This is a genomic window from Rhodococcus sp. NPDC078407 (assembly GCF_044542515.1).
Lineage (GTDB): Bacteria > Actinomycetota > Actinomycetes > Mycobacteriales > Mycobacteriaceae > Rhodococcoides.
Genome location: NZ_JBITUQ010000001.1, coordinates 276,942 through 295,476, shown reverse-complemented (window position 1 = coordinate 295,476; position 18,535 = coordinate 276,942). Strand labels below are relative to the sequence as shown.

22 protein-coding genes and 1 tRNA gene are annotated in these 18,535 nt (G+C 64.7%); 13 read left to right on the top strand and 10 right to left on the bottom strand.

The window, feature by feature from the left end; all coding sequences use genetic code 11:
• Nucleotides 1-62: 62 nt before the first annotated feature.
• On the bottom strand, nucleotides 63-2,090 hold the full coding sequence (locus tag ACIGGF_RS01385; protein WP_397519651.1) for a TPM domain-containing protein: 2,028 nt from the start codon (nucleotides 2,088-2,090) through the stop codon (nucleotides 63-65).
• A 128-nt stretch (nucleotides 2,091-2,218) separates the two neighbouring features.
• Here ACIGGF_RS01385 and ACIGGF_RS01380 point away from each other — a divergent pair, with 128 nt between their 5' ends.
• Genes ACIGGF_RS01380 through dnaG form a run of 7 tightly spaced genes read left to right on the top strand, consistent with a single transcriptional unit; the run spans nucleotide 2,219 to nucleotide 9,698 of the window.
• Nucleotides 2,219-3,139, top strand: a complete 921-nt coding sequence (locus ACIGGF_RS01380) for an ABC transporter ATP-binding protein (protein ID WP_397519650.1) — start codon at nucleotides 2,219-2,221, stop codon at nucleotides 3,137-3,139.
• Nucleotides 3,136-3,930: an ABC transporter permease gene (locus ACIGGF_RS01375; RefSeq protein WP_397519649.1), complete on the top strand. Its 795-nt coding sequence runs from the start codon at nucleotides 3,136-3,138 to the stop codon at nucleotides 3,928-3,930. The genes ACIGGF_RS01380 and ACIGGF_RS01375 overlap by 4 nt, the downstream gene beginning before the upstream one ends.
• A gap of 46 nt (nucleotides 3,931-3,976) precedes the next feature.
• The gene (locus ACIGGF_RS01370; protein ID WP_397519648.1) at nucleotides 3,977-5,086 is read left to right on the top strand and encodes a sensor histidine kinase; all 1,110 of its coding nucleotides are present in this window, start codon (nucleotides 3,977-3,979) and stop codon (nucleotides 5,084-5,086) included.
• Nucleotides 5,083-5,691 (top strand): response regulator, encoded by a 609-nt coding sequence (locus tag ACIGGF_RS01365; RefSeq protein WP_397519647.1) that lies wholly within the window; start codon nucleotides 5,083-5,085, stop codon nucleotides 5,689-5,691. The genes ACIGGF_RS01370 and ACIGGF_RS01365 overlap by 4 nt, the downstream gene beginning before the upstream one ends.
• A gap of 55 nt (nucleotides 5,692-5,746) precedes the next feature.
• Nucleotides 5,747-6,463: a YdcF family protein gene (locus ACIGGF_RS01360; RefSeq protein WP_397519646.1), complete on the top strand. Its 717-nt coding sequence runs from the start codon at nucleotides 5,747-5,749 to the stop codon at nucleotides 6,461-6,463.
• A gap of 1 nt (nucleotide 6,464) precedes the next feature.
• Nucleotides 6,465-7,739 carry a deoxyguanosinetriphosphate triphosphohydrolase gene (locus ACIGGF_RS01355; RefSeq protein WP_397519645.1) on the top strand — a complete coding sequence of 425 codons (1,275 nt, stop codon included), beginning with the start codon at nucleotides 6,465-6,467 and terminating at the stop codon, nucleotides 7,737-7,739.
• Nucleotides 7,740-7,781: 42 nt separating this feature from the next.
• The gene (gene dnaG, locus ACIGGF_RS01350; protein ID WP_397519644.1) at nucleotides 7,782-9,698 is read left to right on the top strand and encodes a DNA primase; all 1,917 of its coding nucleotides are present in this window, start codon (nucleotides 7,782-7,784) and stop codon (nucleotides 9,696-9,698) included.
• Here dnaG and ACIGGF_RS01345 read toward each other — a convergent pair.
• The gene (locus ACIGGF_RS01345; RefSeq protein ID WP_397519643.1) at nucleotides 9,695-9,940 is read right to left on the bottom strand and encodes a hypothetical protein; all 246 of its coding nucleotides are present in this window, start codon (nucleotides 9,938-9,940) and stop codon (nucleotides 9,695-9,697) included. The genes dnaG and ACIGGF_RS01345 overlap by 4 nt on opposite strands.
• Nucleotides 9,941-10,121: 181 nt before the next feature.
• Here ACIGGF_RS01345 and ACIGGF_RS01340 point away from each other — a divergent pair.
• Together ACIGGF_RS01340 and ACIGGF_RS01335 are read left to right on the top strand one after the other, a co-directional pair.
• Nucleotides 10,122-10,194 (top strand) — tRNA-Asn (locus ACIGGF_RS01340).
• A 224-nt stretch (nucleotides 10,195-10,418) separates the two neighbouring features.
• On the top strand, nucleotides 10,419-11,333 hold the full coding sequence (locus ACIGGF_RS01335) for an AfsA-related hotdog domain-containing protein (protein ID WP_397519642.1): 915 nt from the start codon (nucleotides 10,419-10,421) through the stop codon (nucleotides 11,331-11,333).
• On the opposite strand, the gene ACIGGF_RS01330 is transcribed toward ACIGGF_RS01335, so the two are convergent.
• Nucleotides 11,311-11,952, bottom strand: a complete 642-nt coding sequence (locus tag ACIGGF_RS01330) for a ScbR family autoregulator-binding transcription factor (RefSeq protein ID WP_397519641.1) — start codon at nucleotides 11,950-11,952, stop codon at nucleotides 11,311-11,313. The genes ACIGGF_RS01335 and ACIGGF_RS01330 overlap by 23 nt on opposite strands.
• 157 nt (nucleotides 11,953-12,109) lie before the next feature.
• Here ACIGGF_RS01330 and ACIGGF_RS01325 point away from each other — a divergent pair, with 157 nt between their 5' ends.
• From ACIGGF_RS01325 to ACIGGF_RS01315, 3 genes are all read left to right on the top strand, one after another.
• Nucleotides 12,110-12,574, top strand: a complete 465-nt coding sequence (locus tag ACIGGF_RS01325) for an NUDIX domain-containing protein (RefSeq protein WP_397519640.1) — start codon at nucleotides 12,110-12,112, stop codon at nucleotides 12,572-12,574.
• A 74-nt stretch (nucleotides 12,575-12,648) separates the two neighbouring features.
• Nucleotides 12,649-12,813 carry a hypothetical protein gene (locus ACIGGF_RS01320; protein WP_397519639.1) on the top strand — a complete coding sequence of 55 codons (165 nt, stop codon included), beginning with the start codon at nucleotides 12,649-12,651 and terminating at the stop codon, nucleotides 12,811-12,813.
• Between the two features lie 55 nt (nucleotides 12,814-12,868).
• Nucleotides 12,869-14,335 carry an MFS transporter gene (locus tag ACIGGF_RS01315; protein WP_397519638.1) on the top strand — a complete coding sequence of 489 codons (1,467 nt, stop codon included), beginning with the start codon at nucleotides 12,869-12,871 and terminating at the stop codon, nucleotides 14,333-14,335.
• A 10-nt stretch (nucleotides 14,336-14,345) separates the two neighbouring features.
• Here ACIGGF_RS01315 and ACIGGF_RS01310 read toward each other — a convergent pair whose 3' ends face one another.
• Nucleotides 14,346-15,068 carry an ANTAR domain-containing protein gene (locus ACIGGF_RS01310; RefSeq protein ID WP_397519637.1) on the bottom strand — a complete coding sequence of 241 codons (723 nt, stop codon included), beginning with the start codon at nucleotides 15,066-15,068 and terminating at the stop codon, nucleotides 14,346-14,348.
• A 112-nt stretch (nucleotides 15,069-15,180) separates the two neighbouring features.
• Between ACIGGF_RS01310 and ACIGGF_RS01305 the strand changes: the two genes are divergently transcribed.
• Nucleotides 15,181-15,648 (top strand): universal stress protein, encoded by a 468-nt coding sequence (locus ACIGGF_RS01305; RefSeq protein ID WP_397519636.1) that lies wholly within the window; start codon nucleotides 15,181-15,183, stop codon nucleotides 15,646-15,648.
• Nucleotides 15,649-15,667: 19 nt separating this feature from the next.
• Here the strand turns inward: ACIGGF_RS01305 and ACIGGF_RS01300 are convergent, their stop codons facing one another.
• From ACIGGF_RS01300 to ACIGGF_RS01275, 6 genes are all read right to left on the bottom strand, one after another.
• Complete coding sequence (locus ACIGGF_RS01300) at nucleotides 15,668-16,282, bottom strand: YdeI family protein (protein ID WP_397519635.1); 615 nt, start codon at nucleotides 16,280-16,282, stop codon at nucleotides 15,668-15,670.
• Between the two features lie 462 nt (nucleotides 16,283-16,744).
• Entirely contained in the window at nucleotides 16,745-16,984 is a 240-nt protein-coding gene (locus tag ACIGGF_RS01295; protein WP_397519634.1) for a hypothetical protein, read from the bottom strand.
• A 242-nt stretch (nucleotides 16,985-17,226) separates the two neighbouring features.
• Nucleotides 17,227-17,538 (bottom strand): hypothetical protein, encoded by a 312-nt coding sequence (locus ACIGGF_RS01290; protein WP_397519633.1) that lies wholly within the window; start codon nucleotides 17,536-17,538, stop codon nucleotides 17,227-17,229.
• Entirely contained in the window at nucleotides 17,538-17,981 is a 444-nt protein-coding gene (locus ACIGGF_RS01285; protein ID WP_397519632.1) for a hypothetical protein, read from the bottom strand. Before ACIGGF_RS01285 ends, ACIGGF_RS01290 begins: the two co-directional genes overlap by 1 nt.
• Nucleotides 17,982-17,985: 4 nt before the next feature.
• Nucleotides 17,986-18,348: a hypothetical protein gene (locus tag ACIGGF_RS01280; protein WP_397519631.1), complete on the bottom strand. Its 363-nt coding sequence runs from the start codon at nucleotides 18,346-18,348 to the stop codon at nucleotides 17,986-17,988.
• Nucleotides 18,349-18,354: 6 nt separating this feature from the next.
• The gene (locus tag ACIGGF_RS01275) at nucleotides 18,355-18,534 is read right to left on the bottom strand and encodes a hypothetical protein (protein WP_397519630.1); all 180 of its coding nucleotides are present in this window, start codon (nucleotides 18,532-18,534) and stop codon (nucleotides 18,355-18,357) included.
• Nucleotide 18,535: the final 1 nt, after the last annotated feature.

Genomic DNA, 18,535 nt, shown 5'->3' with positions numbered 1-18,535 from the left:
CACACACCGAACAGGGCCCGATCTCTTGTCGAGATCGGGCCCTGTCGTGCGTCTGTCGAGAACTAGAAGCGGCCACCGCCTCCGCCGAATCCGCCGCCGCCTCCACCGCCACCGAAGCCCCCGCCGCCGCCGAAGCCCCCGCCGAAGCCGCCTCCGCCGCCGCGAAGCACGCTGCTGATGAGGATTCCGCCGAGTACGGCGCCGGCCACATTCCCACCGCTGCCGCCTCCGCGGGGGCCGTGACGGTTCTCCCAGTTCTGCACATCGGCCTGGGCGATCTGCGATGCGCGCGCAGCCAATTGGCTGGCAGCATGCGCATGCTTGAGAGCCTCGTCGGGGTTCTCCGGCTCGAGCTGCCGCGCCGCACCGAGGTGCCGTTCGGCTTCGGACAAACGCGTTCGAGCATCGGCACCCACACCGCCGCGTCGCGTCGAGATGTAGTCCGCCGCAGCGGTGATCTGCGCCTGAGCAGCTGCGATATCGCGATCGAGACGCGCCCGCAGCTGGTCCTCGGCGGACTTCTCGGCCGAGGCCTCGTCGACTATCTTCTCGAGTTCGGAATCTGCTGCCGCGAGAGCGGTGTAACTACCGAGCGGATCGGACGACTGCGCGGTCTCCGCGTTCTGCAACGCAGCCCGTGCCGCGGCCATGGCCTCCTGCAGTTCGGTGCCGCCGTGGTCGGCCAGCCCCTTAGCCTGTTCGATGTCGCGTCGGACGTCGGCAATGGCGTCGGGCAGGGTCGCGATGGCGTGCCTGATGTCGTCACGGGCATGGTCGACGCCATCGAGCAGTGCCGTGGCCTGATCGACAGCTCGTTCTGCGGTGCGAATCGCGGTCACTGCCGGACCCTGCTTCCCTGGCGGCAATGCTGCGGCCTTGCGGCCGGCTTCGATGTTCTCCTCGGCCAGCGCAACTCGATCCTCGGCCATCGCGACGTTGTCGGCAATCGACTTCAGTGCGGTGTCGGAGAAATCCGAATGCAGTTCTGTGAGTAGAGCTTCGGACTGCGGAAGTCGCACCCTCACACCGATGACCGCCTGGGTGAGTTCGTCGAGGTGTGAGCCGGCGTTCATGACGAGGTCGCGGAATCCGTCGAATTCCTCGACCCGAGAGTCGAGCTCGCGATCCGCCCGGCCGCACGAGGAGATGATCTCGACGAGCATCGCGCGTCGCTGGTCCGGGGTTTCGGGGATGGCATCGTCGAGGCGTTGACGAATCTCGAAGGCGGACGCCAGCGCTTTCTTCGCGTTGTCGTAGGCGGCGATGAAGGGTGCGGCTGCTGAATCGCCGAATTCGCCTCGGGCGAGGGTAAGTTCCTCTTCGCTGGCGCGTACCGCGTTGTCGGTCTCGATCAGGATTTCCTTGGCGCGGGTGTCGAGAACATCGATCGGGAATCGGGCCAATGCGGCCGGGTCGTTCGGGTCGATCTTGGCCACGGCCTCGACCTCGGCGGCGACGCGGGCCTTCTTACGGCGCGAGGAGTAGACGACGGCACCGCCGCCCGCCACGGCTAGTGCCCCGACGCCGATCAGCAGTGGTGCCGACGAACCACCGCCGCCGCTCGATGCGTATGCGTCACCGAGTGCACCGGCCGCAGCAATGGCCGCGCCGGACCAATCTTCTTCGCGCAGTGCGGGTTCGACGTCGTTGACACGGATATCGTCTTGCTCCGACGTGGTGATCTGCGACAGCCCTGTGTTCACAGCGAGGTAGTACGAACGGTCCACGGTCGCCACCGCGAGGAGAACATCGCGCTCGCCGAGATCGCTTCTCCCGTACGTCTGATCGGCCCAGTTCGCCGCCGACATGTTGTCGAAGTCCGCGACATAGGTGACCCACAGCCTGAGCTGGCTGCTGCCGTAGAGGTCGTCGATCGAGGTTTGCACCTCGGCCAGCGCATCCGGGTCGAGAGCCTGGACGTTGTCGGTGATCTGCGTGGCGAGGCGCGAGGGAGCCTCGGCGGACGCCACCCCCGGCGCGAGCAGAACCGCGGCGAACAGGGTCAGAGCACCCGTAGCGGCGAGACGACGAAAACGATGGACCGACCTGGGGACTGTGGCGCTGCTGTGCCGCCGGTGCTGGACTGCCATGGCCTGAAATCTACCGGCTGGGCGGTGCCGAGATCGAGCAGGTCGATGTGGATACATGACAGTTGTCACCTCGCAATCGTGACGCTCGAACGAAGTCGACGCTGCTCGATCGCAGCAGAGTGAATCCCATGACCACAACAACGGCAGTCGAACTACGAGACGTCACCAAGACCTACGGCTCGGTCCGGGCGGTCGACGGGCTCAGCCTGTCCATCGAACCGGGCGAGGTCGTCGCATTTCTCGGACCCAACGGAGCGGGAAAGACGACCACCATCGACATGATGCTCGGCCTGGCAACACCCACCACCGGGTCGGTGTCGGTGTTCGGGGGCACGCCCGCCGACGCGATCGCCCAGGGGCGGATCTCGGCCGTCATGCAGACCGGCGGTTTGCTGCGTGATCTGACCGTACGCGAAACCGTCGAGCTGACCTCGGCGTTGTTCGCGCACACCCGCTCGGTGAAGGAGGTGCTGACGCGGGCCGGCATCGTCGATATCGGAGACCGTCGAGTGGCCAAATGCTCCGGTGGCCAGCAACAACGACTGCGCTTCGCACTCGCACTGCTGCCCGATCCGGATCTGTTGGTGCTCGACGAACCGACCACCGGCATGGACGTGGAAGGGCGTCGCGACTTCTGGAACGCCATTCGGCAGGACGCCAGCACCGGCCGAACGGTGCTCTTCGCCACGCATTATCTCGACGAAGCCGATGCCTACGCCGACCGCATAGTGCTGATTCGGCACGGCAAGATCGTCGCCGACGGCAGCGCCGCCGAGGTGAAGAACCTGGCCGCAGGACGCACCGTCACCGCAACGTTGCCCGGGGTCGACCAGGCCGTGTTGCTGGCTCTGCCCGGGGTGGACCGCGTCGAGACTCGCGGCGATCGGGTGATCGTGCACGGGCGTGACTCCGACTGCGTGGCCCGGTTCCTGCTCAACGACGCACATGCGACGGATCTGGAAATCGTCTCTCGCAACCTCGAGGACGCCTTCCTCGCCTTGACCACCGATTCCGAAGCCGACACCGAACTCGCCGGGAGCATCCGATGACCACGATCTCGTCCACTCGCACGCCTGCCAGAGCCGTTGCCTGGGGCGGATTTTCGCCCACCTTTCTCGGCCTCGAAATACGCCGACTGTTCAGGAACAAGCGCACTCTGATCTTCACGTTGGTGATGCCGCCGGTGTTCTTCGTCATTTTCGGTACGCAGTCGGATTACCGGACCAATTATCCCTTCGCGCACGGCAACGTCACCGGCTACATCGCCATCAGCATGGCCGTCTACGGAGCAATGCTCGCCACCACCAGTGGGGGAGCGATGGTCTCGGTCGAGCGGGCGCAAGGGTGGAGTCGACAGTTGCGGCTGACCCCGCTGAAACCGGTCGCCTACATCGTCACCAAGGTCCTCGTGGCCATGACGATGGGTGCAGCCTCGATCGTCGTGGTGTTCGTCGTCGCAAAGTTCTTCGGGGCGGACATGCCGATCTGGGTGTGGATCGTCAGCGGTCTGATCGGCTGGATCGGCTCGGCGGTGTTCGCCGCGTTCGGATTGTTCATGGGCTACCTGCTGCCGTCGGAGAACGTCATGCAGATTCTCGGACCCGTGCTGGCGTTCCTGGCGTTGGCGGGCGGACTCTTCGTTCCCCTCGGTGACAGCGGCTGGTTCCCGATGTTGGCCCAGTTCACCCCGCTCTACGGTCTGGCCACCGTGTCCCGGGCCGCGTTCGCCGGGACCGAAACCGGAACGTTGCTGATCGCCGTGATCAACCTGGTGGTGTGGGCCGCGGTGTTCATCGCCGGAGCCTCCCTGTTGTTCCGGAGAGACACCAAGCGTGCTTGAGACCGAAACCCCTGATCGTGTCGCCCACGGAGATACCGTGGGCGACATGACCACGTTCACCGCCGACCTGCCGGAGGGGCGGGTCTGGCGATACGGCTGGATGTTCGGGGCCATCTGGCTGATCTACCTGATCTATCCGTTGAACGACATCCTGTCCCTCGAATCCATGGCTGCGCGGGTTTTCGGAATCGTCGTGATCATCGGCTTCGGTGTCGTGTTCACCGCCACCTTCTGGCGTTTTCGTAACGGCCACCGGCGTGGGAACCCGCTGCCGGTGTGGCAGGCCTGGATTGCGCTCGGGGTGATGGTGGCCTTGACGGTCGCGATGAGCGCACTGGTCGGCACCACTGGTTTCGGTGCGACCGTCTACATCGCAGTACTGGCCATGATGACCCTGCCGGTCCGGCAGGCGTGGGCGTTGGTCGTGGTGATGGTCGCACTCGTCGAAGCGGTGCCACGCTTCGTGTCATCCTGGGAGCCCGACAACTTCTTCGCGTTTCAGCTGCTGATCAGCGCGGCCGCGGCGTGGGGCATCACCCAGGTATTCCAGCGCAATCACGAATTGGCCGTGGCGAGGCAACAATTGGCGGATCTGGCAATAGTGGCCGAACGCGAGCGCATGAGCCGGGACGTGCACGACATCCTCGGACATTCCCTGACCGTCATCACCGTCAAGAGCGAACTGGCCGGCCGGCTCATCGAGATCGATCCCGCCCGCGCCGCCGTGGAGATCGCCGAACTGGAAACCCTTGCCCGCCAGGCACTCGCCGATGTGCGAAGTACCGTCGGCGGCATGCGGCAGATCGACATCGGCACCGAATTGCTCAGTGCGCGTACGGCTCTGACCGCGGCCGGGATAAAGGCCGATCTGCCCAGTGATGCCGACCTCGTTCCGCTACGGCATCGAGAACTGTTCGGGTGGGTGATGAGGGAGGCGGTGACCAACGTGGTTCGGCACTCCAGCGCACAGCGCTGCCACGTGACGCTGACGCCGTCGAGCATCTCCGTCGTCGACGACGGTTGCGGACCGGCCGACGACACCGGCGGAGGCAACGGGCTGCGTGGGTTGGCCGAGCGGGTCGATGCTGCCGGTGGTTCACTGACTCTCGCCCGGGTTCCGACCGGCGGCTTCGAGCTGGAGGTCTCGGCACCGTGAGTATCAGACTGTTGCTGGCCGACGACCAGGCGTTGGTGCGCGGCGCGCTCGCAGCACTACTGGGTCTCGAGCACGATCTGGAGGTCGTCGCCGAGGTGGGACGCGGGGACGAAGTGGTCGCTGCCGTGCTGGAACATCGACCAGACGTCGTTCTGCTCGATGTCGAGATGCCCGGCAAGAACGGAATCGACGTGGCCGCCGAGTTGGCACTGGTCGCTCCCGAATCGAGGGTACTGATTGTCACCACGTTCGGCAGACCGGGTTACCTGCGCCGCGCGATCGATGCGGGTGCGTCGGGTTTCGTGGTCAAGGACACTCCAGCCAAGCAGCTGGCCGACGCTGTTCGGCGGGTGCACCTGGGGCTCCGGGTAGTTGACCCGACGCTGGCGACCGAGACTCTGACGGACGGCATCTCCCCGCTCACGGCTCGTGAGCAGGAAGTTCTCCGTGCCGCAGCGCAGGGAGGGACGGCCGGCTCCATCGCTGCCACGGTGCACCTGTCGGAGGGGACGGTGCGCAATCATCTGTCGTCCGCGATCGGCAAGACCGGCACCAGCACCAGGGCCGAAGCGGTTCGTGTCGCCGAGGACCGAGGATGGCTCTGACGTCCCGAGGCGCGCCGTACCCGCCCAAGAAGCGCGGGCCTGGCAAACTCGAGGGGTGAATTCAACTCTCGACCGAGATTCGTACGGCGACCCGTACGACGATCGGTATGCCTCGGACCCAGGTCCCGAGCGCCTGGGCTTCTTCGGAACACTGGGACGCTGGACCGGCCGACTGGTCGCGGGAGTGGTCCTGATGGCAATGGTGCTGGTCGCCGGAACTGCTGTAAGGGTGTGGCAGGTGGCGCGCATCGACGACTATTCCAAGGCCGACGCCATCGTCGTACTGGGCGCTGCGCAGTACAGCGGGACACCCTCGACGGTGTTCGAGGCTCGACTGTCCCAGGCCGCATCGCTGTACGAGCAGGGCATCGCCCCCGAGATCGTGACCGTCGGCGGTAAGCAGGAAGGCGACCTGTTCACCGAGGCCGCGTCGGGCCGAAACTATCTGATCGAGCAGGGAGTACCTGCCGACGCCATCGTGGCCGTCGAGACCGGGTCGGACACGCTGGAAAGCATCGAGGCCGTCAGCAACACCGTGCGCGCGCAGGGTAAGTCTTCGGTGGTGTTGGTCAGCGATCCGTGGCATTCGCTGCGTACCCGAACCATGGCGCGCGACGCCGGACTCGACGCATGGACGTCACCGACCCGTACCGGCCCGGCCGTCTACACCCGAGAATCTCAGGCACACGGAATCGCCAGGGAGACCGGCGCACTTCTGTGGTACCAGGTGACTCACTTCACCGCAGACTTCTCCTACACGGCAGGCCAGTGACATGACGGGCATCTACTCGGCGCACGACGCCGAACGGTTCGTCGTCGAGCCTCCCAAGACCGCCGGACTGCGATCCGGTGCAGACAACGCCTCGCATCGAAGTGCCTTCGCGCGCGATCGGGCGCGGGTGTTGCACTGCGCTGCCCTGCGCAGGCTCGCCGACAAGACTCAGGTGACCGGGCCGCGGGACGGGGACACCCCGCGTACGCGATTGACGCACTCGCTCGAAGTTGCGCAGATCGGCCGCAGTATCGCCGAAGGTCTCGGCAGTGACCCCGATCTGGTCGACCTCGCGGGACTGGCCCACGACATCGGGCATCCGCCCTACGGCCACAACGGTGAACGGGCACTCGACGAAGTGGCCCAGGACTGTGGTGGGTTCGAGGGCAACGCAGAGAACCTGCGCATTCTCACCGGCCTGGAGCCGAAGATCCTCGACGCCGACGGCAACAGCGCGGGATTGAACCTCACCCGTGCATCTCTCGACGCCGCCACCAAGTACCCCTGGACCCGGCCGGCACCGGGCGCGAAATTCGGTGCCTACGACGACGACTCCGCGATTCTGGACTGGGTACGTGAGGGTGCACCGGACAAGCACAAGTGCCTCGAAGCGCAGACCATGGATTGGTCCGACGACGTCGCCTACTCCGTGCACGACGTCGAGGACGGCGTGATCGACGCCAGGATCGACCTGCGCGCGCTGTCCGACCCGATCGAGCAACGCGCCCTGGCCGAACTCGGTGTCTCGGAATTTCGCGGACTCGACGTCGACGAATTGATCGAAGCGGCAAGCCGTTTGTCGAGGATGCCCGTCGTGATCGCGGTGGGACGCTACGACGGAACACTCGCCGCGTCCGTCGCACTCAAGCACATGACGAGCGAACTCGTGGGGCGCTTCGCGACCGCCGCCATCGAGGGCACTCACGAGAAGTACGGGACGGCGCCTCTCAGCCGGTACGACGCCGATCTCGTGGTGCCGTCGATCGTCGGCTCGGAAGTTGCACTCCTCAAAACGATGGCACTGCGGTACGTGATGTCCGACGCCGGTCACAAGATCCGCCAGGAACGCCAACGTGATCGCATCCACCGCGTCGCCGAGTGGTTGCTGCGCTCGGCACCGGGCGAACTCGATCCCATCCTGGTGCCGGCCTGGCAACGCGCGAACAGCGACGCCGAACGGACCCGAGTGGTGGTGGATCAGATCGCGTCGTACACCGAAAGTCGACTCGAACTGGTGGACAAGCGGTCACTCGGGGCTCAGGCCAGCTGGGGTTGATCGCGCTGCCGAGGGTGTCTGATTCAGCGCTAGACTCCAGTCGTGGCCGGCCGAATTCCTGAACGTGACATCGCCGCCATTCGCGAACGCACACGGATCGAAGACATAGTCGGCGACTACGTCTCCCTCAAGCGCGCGGGCGGCGACTCCATGAAGGGGTTGTGCCCCTTCCACGACGAGAAGTCTCCGTCGTTCCATGTTCGGCCCAATCACGGTCATTACCACTGCTTCGGCTGCGGCGAAGGTGGTGATGCCTACTCCTTCCTCCAGAAGATCGAGCACATCTCGTTCGTCGAGGCCGTCGAGCAACTCGCCGACCGACTGAATTATTCGATCTCCTACGAGGGCGGAGGGCCGTCGGTACAACGTGACCGCGGTACCCGCGCACGACTGATCGCCGCCAACGCGGCAGCGCAGGAGTTCTACGCCGGTAGGCTCAGCGGCCCCGACGCCCAGACTGCACGGGACTACCTCACCGAACGCAACTTCGACGGCCACGCCGCGCTGGCCTACGGCTGCGGATACGCACCCGACGGCTGGGACACCCTCACCAAACATCTGCTGGGGAGGGGCTTCGAGGCCAAGGAGATCGTCGACGCGGGACTGGCGACACCCGGCAAGCGGGGGACGCCCATCGACCGTTTCCGACGCCGGTTGGTGTGGCCCATTCGCAGTCAGAGCGGCGACGTCATCGGGTTCGGCGCGCGCAAACTGTTCGACGACGACACGATGCCGGGGAAGTACATCAACACCCCGGAGACCATGCTGTACAAGAAGTCTCAGGTGTTGTTCGGTCTCGACCTGGCGCGCAAGGAGATCGCGAAGTCTCATCAGGCCGTCATCGTCGAGGGCTACACCGACGTCATGGCGATGCATCTGGCGGGAGTCAAGACGGCGGTGGCGTCGTGCGGCACCGCGTTCGGCGAGGATCACCTGGCGATGCTGCGTCGATTGATGATGGACGACAGCTACTTTCGCGGAGAGGTGATCTACACCTTCGACGGGGACGATGCCGGTCAGGCTGCCGCGATGAAGGCATTCGAGGGTGATCAGAAGATTGCCGGGCAGACCTTCGTCGCCGTGGCACCCGACGGAATGGATCCGTGCGACCTGCGGCTGAAGTCCGGCGACAACGCTGTTCGTGACCTCGTTGCCCGACGGACCCCGATGTTCGCCTTCGTCGTGAAATCGCTTCTGCGGGAGCATGATCTGGACACGCCCGAGGGTCGCGTCGAGGCGCTCAAACGTACCGTTCCCGTGGTTGCGCGTATCAAGGACGCGTCGCTGCGGGACGAGTACGCCCGGCAGCTCGCCGGCTGGACCGGCTGGGACGACACCGCGATGGTGCTCGCCCGCGTGCGGGACGAGGCCAAGAAGGGTGCGCGCGGCGACACCAGCGGCAAACGCGTGCCGTTCGAGAAGCGTCAGGCAGCGCCGACGGAAGCCCCCGCCGGGCCGCCGCGTCCCAACCCCACCGATCCGTCCCTGTGGCCGCAGCGGGAAGCTCTCAAGGCGGTGCTGCAGATGCCTGCGATGGCAGGCACGGTCTTCGACTCACTTCCGCCGGAAAGCTTTCACCATCCGGCATACGCGGCGGTGCGCGACGCCGTGGCTGCTGCCGGAGGCACCGCCGCCGGTCTGGGGGGCGGGGAATGGGTCGACGCCGTGGCCAAGCAGGCCAAGGATGCTGTCGTGGTGTCGTTGGTGACCGAGTTGGCCGTCGACCCGATGCGGGTGGCCGACGACGCACTCACCCGGTACATCTCGGGCGTTCTGGCAAGGCTGCAGGAAGTGTGGGTCGGCCAGCAGGTGGCCGAACTCAAATCGAAGCTCCAGCGCATGTCTCCGGTCGAGAAGCCCGACGACTACAACGCACTGTTCGGCGATCTCATCGCCTTGGAGCAATATCGGCGGAGTTTGCTCGAACTCGCGGTCGGAAGTGTCGCCGAGGTCGGTTAGCGACGCAGCTGATCGCGCGGGACGTAGACCTGCGTCTGGTCGTCGATCGGCTGCATCGGCTCGAGCCGCGGCTGGGTGTTGAGCGAATCGGACAGCTTCTGCCGGCCGACCTCGATCGCCTTCTTGGTTGCCGGAGACGACGCAACGGCGTTCGCCGTCTTGCGAATCTGCTCGTACCGGCCCCGGCCGGCCTTCGCGCCGAGCACGTATGCAGCTCCAGCCGCCAGTACCAAACGAATCATCAGTGGGTCCTTCCGTAGAGCGTGCGGCTGTACGTCCATCTTGCCCGACTGCGCTCCGGGCAAACGCTCTGGGGAAGCAGGGCGGCTCCGGCGAAGCTCGAGCAGGGCGATTTGGTACTCGGCAGGGTGTGTGCGCTATTGTTTTCAACGGCTCGCACGAGAGTGCGGCGTCGCACGACAATCCCCCATAGCTCAATTGGCAGAGCATTCGACTGTTAATCGAAGGGTTCCTGGTTCGAGTCCAGGTGGGGGAGCGCAATCCCCGTCCGGTTCACCGGGCGGGGATTTTTGTCATCTGTGTCGCGGTGCCCCGGGCCCCGGGCGATCCCCGGATTGGGACGCTTCCGGCTGTATACAGATTGAATGAATCAAGTCGATGGATGCCGGTTTTGTCGGTCGTCCGCGACATACTGAGCAGGCGGTCCGGGAGGCTCAACAGTGCTATAAAAAACCGGATCGGTCGGTTTTAAGGGGCTTCATGAGTTTGAGTTACGCAGCAACCGTTCCGCGGCACCTCGTGCATCGGCGTTCGCCGGCCGACGTTTTGTTGACGGACTACGAGACGGTCGACGAAACCCATCGGGCGGCGGTTCAACTTCCGAATTCACACCGGATGTTCGCTCCGGTTCGCCGAACCCACGATTCGCTCATGGTGGCCGAGGCGCTACGCCAGGCGATCAGCCTCTTCTGCCACGTCGATCACGGAGTCCCACTCGATCACGTCGTCTTCATCGAACATTCTCGCTTCGAGATTCTCGATCCTCTCTCGGTGGACGACATCGACGATTCGCTCGTTGCCGAGTCGATCACGACCGACGTCACGTTCGAAGACGACTCGATGGACAACGTGAAGTTGTCGGCCAGGTTGTTGAACGGCGACCGACTCGTGGCGTTCGGTTCGGCGTCCGTGCGGTCGATCGGTCCCGAGGTGTACTCGAAGTTTCGCACCTCGGCGATGGCCGACCCCCACTTCCGGTTCCTGCCTGCCGGGACCGAGGTGGTCGACCCTTCCACTGTGGGACGGCTCGATCCTTCCGACGTCGTCTTGGCACGGCACACCTCCGACGGGTCGCTCTTCGTCGCGCCCGATCCCCGCAACCTGGCGATGTTCGACCATTCCGTCGAATACCTTCCCGGCGTGACCCTGCTCGAAGCCGCCCGTCAGGCATTGCGTCTGGTGACCGGGACGCCGACGCTGGACTTCACTACGTGCGAGGTGCGCTTCATGGGCTTCGCCGAATGGGCGAAGCCGTGCTCGGTCATCGTCGATACCGACTCCACGGACGGCGTGCACCGCATCCAATTCGAGCGCGACGGAGTGGTGCTGTCGGCCGTGTCCGTCTCGGCGACGTCCGAACCGTGGCTGGCTCCTAGCGACCGTTCCAGTCGATGACGGGATCCTCGGCGAGCGCGACCAGTCGCGGCAGACGTCGACGCGGAACGACGCCGGGAAGCAATATCTGCCACATCTCGGTGAGCCGCTGCTGAAGGTCGTCGCGTCCGGTCAGCATCTCCGAGACCGTGTGCACTCCGGTGAACAGCGAGACGATGTACCGACCCACTGCGGTTGCGTCGACGCCGTCGACGATGTCGCCCTCGGTCTGGGCACGCTCGATCAGATCGCCGATCTTGACGATCCATTCCTCGAACGCCAGCGAGTGGGGCCCGTCCGCGATGGCGGATTCGAGCGTCAGTCTCATGCCCCCTCGCGAGATGGACTCGGTCTGCAGCTGACGTCCCAGCTCCTTGGTCACGAGTATCAACGCATCGAGCGCTTTCGGGGTGTTCTCGACGATGACGGCAGTGGCTGTGGCCGCCATGGTCAGTTGCGCGTCGATCACCGCCTGCGCCAGCTCTTCCTTAGACGAGAAATGGAAGTACATCGCGCCCTTGCTCACCCCGGCATGGGCGATGATCGTGCTCAAACTGGCCGTACCGTAACCGAACTTCTCGAAACTGGCGGCTGCCCCTTCGAGTACGGCCTGTCTGGTGGACGCTGCGCGCTCCTGCATCGGTAGACAATAGCTGTTACGCCGATTCACGGCACGGCGTGTGGACTCACGGGCGATTCGCCGACGGTCCGTACAGCAACCACGAAAAGAACGGCGTGTCTCCCGTCTGCCGGCCGAGGAATGCGGTGTGCACGCGAATCGATGGCACGCTGTCGACATGGTCACCAGTGCAGGAATCGTGTTGTATCGCGTGAATACCGAAGGACCGGAGGTTCTGATCGCACACCCCGGTGGGCCGTACTGGGCCCGCAAGGACGACGGTGCCTGGTCGATCGTCAAAGGGCTGGTGGCCGAGGGCGAAGACCTGCTCGCTGCGGCCCGTCGAGAGTTTCGAGAGGAAGTCGGACTGGAGGTGCCCGCCGGCAATCTGGTGGAACTGGGCACCGTCACGCAGCGCGCCGGAAAGATCGTCACTGCCTTCGGCGTCGAAGCCGACCTCGACGTGACGAATGCGGTGAGCAACACATTCGAGATCGAGTGGCCGCCGAAATCCGGTGTCATGACTGCGTTTCCCGAGGTGGACCGCATCGAATGGTTTCCGCTCGCGCAGGCAAAAGTGAAGCTCTTGTCGGCGCAGCACCCGTTTCTCGATGCTGTGGAGGCCGTTGTCTCGGCGAAGTAGTTTCGGCAGGCGAGGCCGGGGTATGTAGCGGCCGGACCGAACGAGATACGCAGATGCAGGGTGGGAAGTGGATCATGACGCCGACGGACTCCTCCAGCGCACAGACCGTTATGGGAACATCTGTGCCGGAAACGTCACTGTTGGAGACACAGTGGGCCGGACGCGTCGTCGCGTCGGCATTCGTTCTGCTGTCCGCAGGCCTGTCATGGGTGTTCGCGGCAACGGCCATGATCGGCTGACAACCACCGAACGGTCTACCGATACCGCTCTATTACAGCTACGAAGGGCGGCGCAGTGACCGACCGCGGTGCTACCGAAACCCCACCCGCGATCGAGGTACCCAAGCGCGCGTGGCAGGCACTGGTGGTTCTGCTGCTCGGTATGTTCATGGCGCTCCTCGATACCACCATCGTCAATGTGGCACTACCGACTATCGGCACCACGTTGGACGCTTCGGAATCGGTCCTGTCCTGGATCATCTCGGGCTACGCACTCGCATTCGGCCTGGCCTTGATTCCCGCGGGCAAGGTGGGCGACCGCATCGGTCACAAGTGGACCTTCTTCGCCGGCCTCGCGCTGTTCACCGTCGCGAGCTTCGCGTGCGGTCTTGCTCAGGACGACCTGCAACTGGTCGTCGCCAGGATCGTTCAGGGCCTGGCAGGCGGCATGTTCGTACCTGCGGTCACCGCGTTCATTCAGCTGCTCTTTCCGGGACCCGTGCGCGGCAAGGCTTTCGCCATCATGGGGGCCGTCATCGGAGTGTCGACTGCGCTAGGACCCATCGTCGGCGGCCTCATCATTCAGGCCTTCGGCGAGGAGAACGGGTGGCGGTTGGTCTTCTGGGTCAATCTGCCCATCGGAATCGTCGGTCTGGTCGCTGCTGCTGTATTGCTGCCGAACAAGGAAGACTCCGCACCTACCTCTCGTCCCGGAATCGATTGGCTCGGACTGGTTCTCATCTCCGTAGGATTGATCGCCCTGCTCGTGCCACTCATCGAAGGTCAGCAACTGGGTTGGCCGTTATGGACGTACCTGACCATTGCTGCAGGGGTGGGGCTGATCGCGTCGTTCGGATGGTGGGAGGTGATTCGCACCGGCCGGGGACAGAGCCCACTCGTGCCGCCTCGACTGTTCACCCGGCCGGCGTTCACCGGCGGTGTCGTTCTCGCTCTCATTTACTTCGCGGCCTTCACCAGCATCTTCTTCACCATCTCGCTGCTGTGGCAGACCGGACTCGGCAACACGGCTCTGTCGTCGGGACTGGTATCGATTCCGTTCGCGATCGGCAGCATCATCGCGTCCTCGCAGAGCAACAAGCTGACCATTCGTCTCGGTCGTACCGTCCTGATACTCGGGGCCTCGTTCGTCTCGATCGGGCTCATCTGGCTGTGGATCATTCTCGCGACCAGTAGCGCCGACACCATCTCGCACTGGACGCTCTTGGTTCCGCTGTTCATCGCAGGTCTGGGCAACGGCGCATTCATCGCACCCAACGCACAGTTCATCGTCGCGACGGTCGATCGCGACGATGCGGGCGCGGCGAGCGGCGTCATCTCCACCATGCAGCGCGTCGGTTCTGCGATCGGCATCGCCGTGATCGGCAGTGTTCTGTTCGGGAGTCTGAACATCACAGGGCCCGACACCGTCGGATCGGGCTTTCTACACGGCGCAGCCATGGCGATGGCGGTCAGTGCGGCGTTCAGCGTGCTGGCGCTGGCATTGGTCTTCGCGCTGCCCAAGAAGGTTCAGAGCGCGCGCTGAGCACACCGGCTCAGGTGGTGAGACCTTTGCTGTGCCGATCGACGACAGACGCCGCGAGATCGGCGATCTTGACGTTCAGGTCCTGGGAAGACTTGCGCAACAAGGCGAACGCCTCGTCGTCGGACACGTCGTTCATGGCCATGATCAAGCCGATCGCCTTGCCGATCTCTCTGTTGCTTTCGAGACCGTCACGCAGCGTCGATGCTTCCTGACCGTTGGTGACCGCCGCGACCGTGACCGCTGCGAACGCCGTCAGGATGACCGCCTTGCTCGCGCTGTCGGTATCGAACACTCCCGGCTTGTCGGTGAACAGGTTGAGAGCGCCCACCTTCTGATCGTCCACCTTCAGGCGAAAACCCATTGCCCCTCGTACCGGCGTGCGGTTCAACACACCACGAGCCATCGCGGGCCACTGAGTGGGAGTGCGAAAGTCGGCTTCGAGCTGTACTACCTCGCTGGTGATCGCGTCCAGACACGGACCTTGGCCGGTAGCGCGTTCGATATCGTCGACGACGCGAGCGATGTCGTCCGACGCGGCGACGGTGACGGGCTTTCCGTGGCGCATCAGCATCAGGCTCGCGTGATCGCAGTGGGGAACGACGAGCACGGCGGCGTTGCAGATGGCGGTATAGATTGCCTCGGCGCTGGTACCTCGGTACACGATGTCGGCAAGAGCGGCGAACACCGTAGCCGGATCCGTCGACGGGCCATCGTGTTGCGAGGCGTCGTTCACTTGCTACTCCCGTCCAATGTGAGCGTTCGAGTGACCGGCACTCGATGTGGTCCAACCGTACCGCCACGGGATGAAGTGTTCGAACGCGCGGGTACGGCAGTAGCCTCAGATCGTGAGCAATGCGCAGGAGTCTGCCGGATTCGAGTACGGCCACGACGGACCCACCTCGATCGTGGTGGGAATAGACGGATCCGATTCGTCCTGGCGCGCCGCCGCCTACGCCGCAGGACTGGCCCGCAGACAAAGATCGCTGCTGATACTCGTGTACGTGCAACCCATTGCGACGGCGTCGTGGGGCCAGGCCGGTATATCGCTCGTCGAAACGGGTCAGCAGATCGCCGACGAGTTGCTCGACTACATCAGAACGTCGGCTGCCCGTTTCGGGGACCGCGAACACGTGCGCTGGGAGTTTCGTACCGCGCACGGTGATCCGTACAACGGGCTGATGGCCGTGGCAGAACAGCTTCGCACGGACGCAGTGGTGGTGGGCGCGTCCGAGAATGCAGGACATCGGATAGCAGGCTCCGTAGCGGTCCGCTTGGTCAAAGCGGGACGGTGGCCGGTGACCGTGGTGCCCTGAACGTCGCTCGTCGGTGCCTTCATCCGCGGGCGCGTCGACCGGCCGCGGCCTCGGCGACGATGTGCGCGATTCGATCTGCACGAGTGTCGGCGCGGGCCGCGCTGACAACCCACCAGAGCATCTGCTTGCGGGCACTGGGCGGAAAACCGTCCCAGTTGCGTCGAGCGTTCGGGGCTTCGTCCAGCGCAGTTGTCAGCTCGAGTGGTTCCAGAAGGTCTTCGACCTGATCGGCAATCGTCCACCAGCCGTTGGCTTTCGCGGCGGCGACGGCCCGTCGACCCGCGTCGGTCATGAGGCCGAGCTCGTCCATGTCGGCTGCGCGCTGCCGGTTGAGTCGAGTCCACTGGCTCTTCGGCCTACGAGGCGTGAACATCTGCAGGCCGCGCTGCTCGTCGAGGACGCCGGCGGTGGAGTCGATCCAGCCGAAGCAGATGGCCTCCTCGACGGCGTCCGGATACGGACACCGTGGTCGATCGGTGGTGCTGCGCCACGAGCACAGCCACACGCCGCGGGTCGAGGCGTGCTCGCGCTGCAACCAAGAACGCCACTGGGACCGAGTCTCGACATGGACGATCGGGTAGTCGAACTTCCATGTCGGTGGGTGAACCGATGGCGATGATCGTTCAGCAGTCACGGGCCGGCTCCGTCTACTGGTCGTGGTGTGCACTGTTGTTCCGCAGGTTCCAGTGTGCCCACGATCGAGGACATTCGATGTCCGCAATGCGTCATGCGATCTGAAAAAATGACCGCGTGGTGGGGCGGGCGGGGCTCGAACCCGCGACCAATGGATTATGAGTTATATTCTGACATTCTCGGGCGATCCTGCATCGTCCCGTATAGACCCATTAAACGGCTGTGGCCAGCATATTGGCGTGATACCGCTACCCGGCGGTTCCCGTCGTAAAACGGCGGTTCAGTCGGTCACTGCTATCCCATTGCTATCCCATCCAGTCGCTCAGCTGTGGGATCACGAGACTATTTGAGAATGCGAAACATGTTTGTGCCGTTTGTTGCTCGTAGCGACGATGCTTCGACCCGATCGCGTAAATCGGGGGCCTTGGGCGTCGCCGGGACAAATAGCCGCCGCGTGGCTCGTTCACGACGCGGCACCCATGAGAGCGCGGATCGACCGCAGAGCGTCGTCGGCGTGCCCGCGCCGGATCTGCCGAACTCGACGATCCTCGGCGTCATGAAGCTCTCGTGCTTTCCGCGCGCGCTCGCGGCGTTCGACCTCGGCGACTGCGCGTTCCCGCTCGGCTCGCGTATTGGGTGTCGAGTCGCGGTCCGCGAACTGCCAACCGGACCGAAACTCAACGGCGGCTGTGAATTTCGGCATTATGGACCTGTGTCGAGCGCCTAGCTGTCGCTTGTAGTTTTCGGGCTCAAGGAGTTCGGCCGGCACCGCTCGGTTCGGGAACTGAGCCCGCCAACACGCCACCCGAACACACACGACACATTCCCAACCGATGGGGCGGTGGCCCGACGCCGCCGACTCGTCGGCCCCGGTGTGACGCACGTAGGTCGTCCGCGGCTCGAGATGGTGCCCGCGTTGGCACCGGGCCGGAACCTGCAGCCCCTTCACTGGCTGTCCTCCCATCGCGCGAGTGACGTCGAATCCCAGCCGCGTAGCGGTCGACCGGATGGCGTAGCCAGGTCACGGTCCGCGAGCCACTGGCAATAGGCGTCCGACCGCATCTCACTCGCTGCCATCTCGCGCGCTCGTTTCTCCTCGATCTCGCTGACGAGCGCCTCAGCGATGTGCCTTGTCTTCACCTTGCCGAGCCACCGACGCCAGTTGCTAGGACGGAACTCGGGCGGGACATCGTCGAACGTGAGGGCAGCGGGACGACCCGCGTCCACCAGGTCGGAGGCGAGCATCAGTCGAGCCATCACGCACCCCGTCCCGCTCGGGGGCGCGCCACACGTCCCTTGCCGCGACGAGCTCCGCGTTCGTTGTCCCGTCCCTGGTTCTGAGATCCGTCTCCGGTGTAGACCCCGCGAATGCCGGTCTGCCCACCGCTCGCAGCTCCGGACGCCGAGCGAGCGGCGAGGATCCGCGCGTCCATGACCGATGCCAAGCGAGCTCGGGTCATACGAAGCTGCCGAACCGCGGCCACCGCGGGGTGCATCTTGACCGTTCCGCTCTTCGTAGTGATCGTGCGGCCGTCGGCGGCGAGAGCTGCATCGAGCGCCGCGATGTCATCGGTCGTGGCCTGTAGGTCCGCGGCGGTCGCGAGGTCGTCGGCCTCGAGGACGGTGCCGACGCTCTTCGCTTTGGCGCGGTAGAAGTCGACGACCGACTCGGTGCCCGCCGTTAGGTCATCGGTGCTCATGTAGTCACGTCCTTTCGAGGTAGCGGCCGACGCCGCGGTTCGGTGCGCGGTCGGACGAACGCGGGGGTGGTCGGTTCTCTGTCGCGGCACCACGGGCGAGCGCGCCTATGGCCTTCTCGACCCGCTCGACGTCGACCGTGCCGTCCGGCCGGACGAACTTCGTGTGATCGAGCGCGGCGAGCAGATCGGCAACGTCCTGTGGTCTGAGACCGACCGTGCCGAGTTGGCGAGCGATCGCCGCGTCGATGATCTGCACTCTCAGTTCGTCGAGCACCTCGGACGATTCGAGGCCGCTGTGCTCGAGCTCGGCGATCCGGTGATCCTGCTCAGCGACCAACCACGCCGCGAGCTCTGCGTCGGTGAACACGGGCGCTCAGTCCGCTGGGCCGGACAGGAACGAGTGCAGACCCGCGACCTGGAGCCAGAAATCGCAATCGACCTCCGCGGTGTAGGGCGCGTGCTCGTAGACCTTCGCGAGAGCGATCCTCGCCATCTCTGCGTGCTGCTCCTTCGTGCCCGTCGCTACGGGGAACTTGGGGGTGATCGTGGGCATC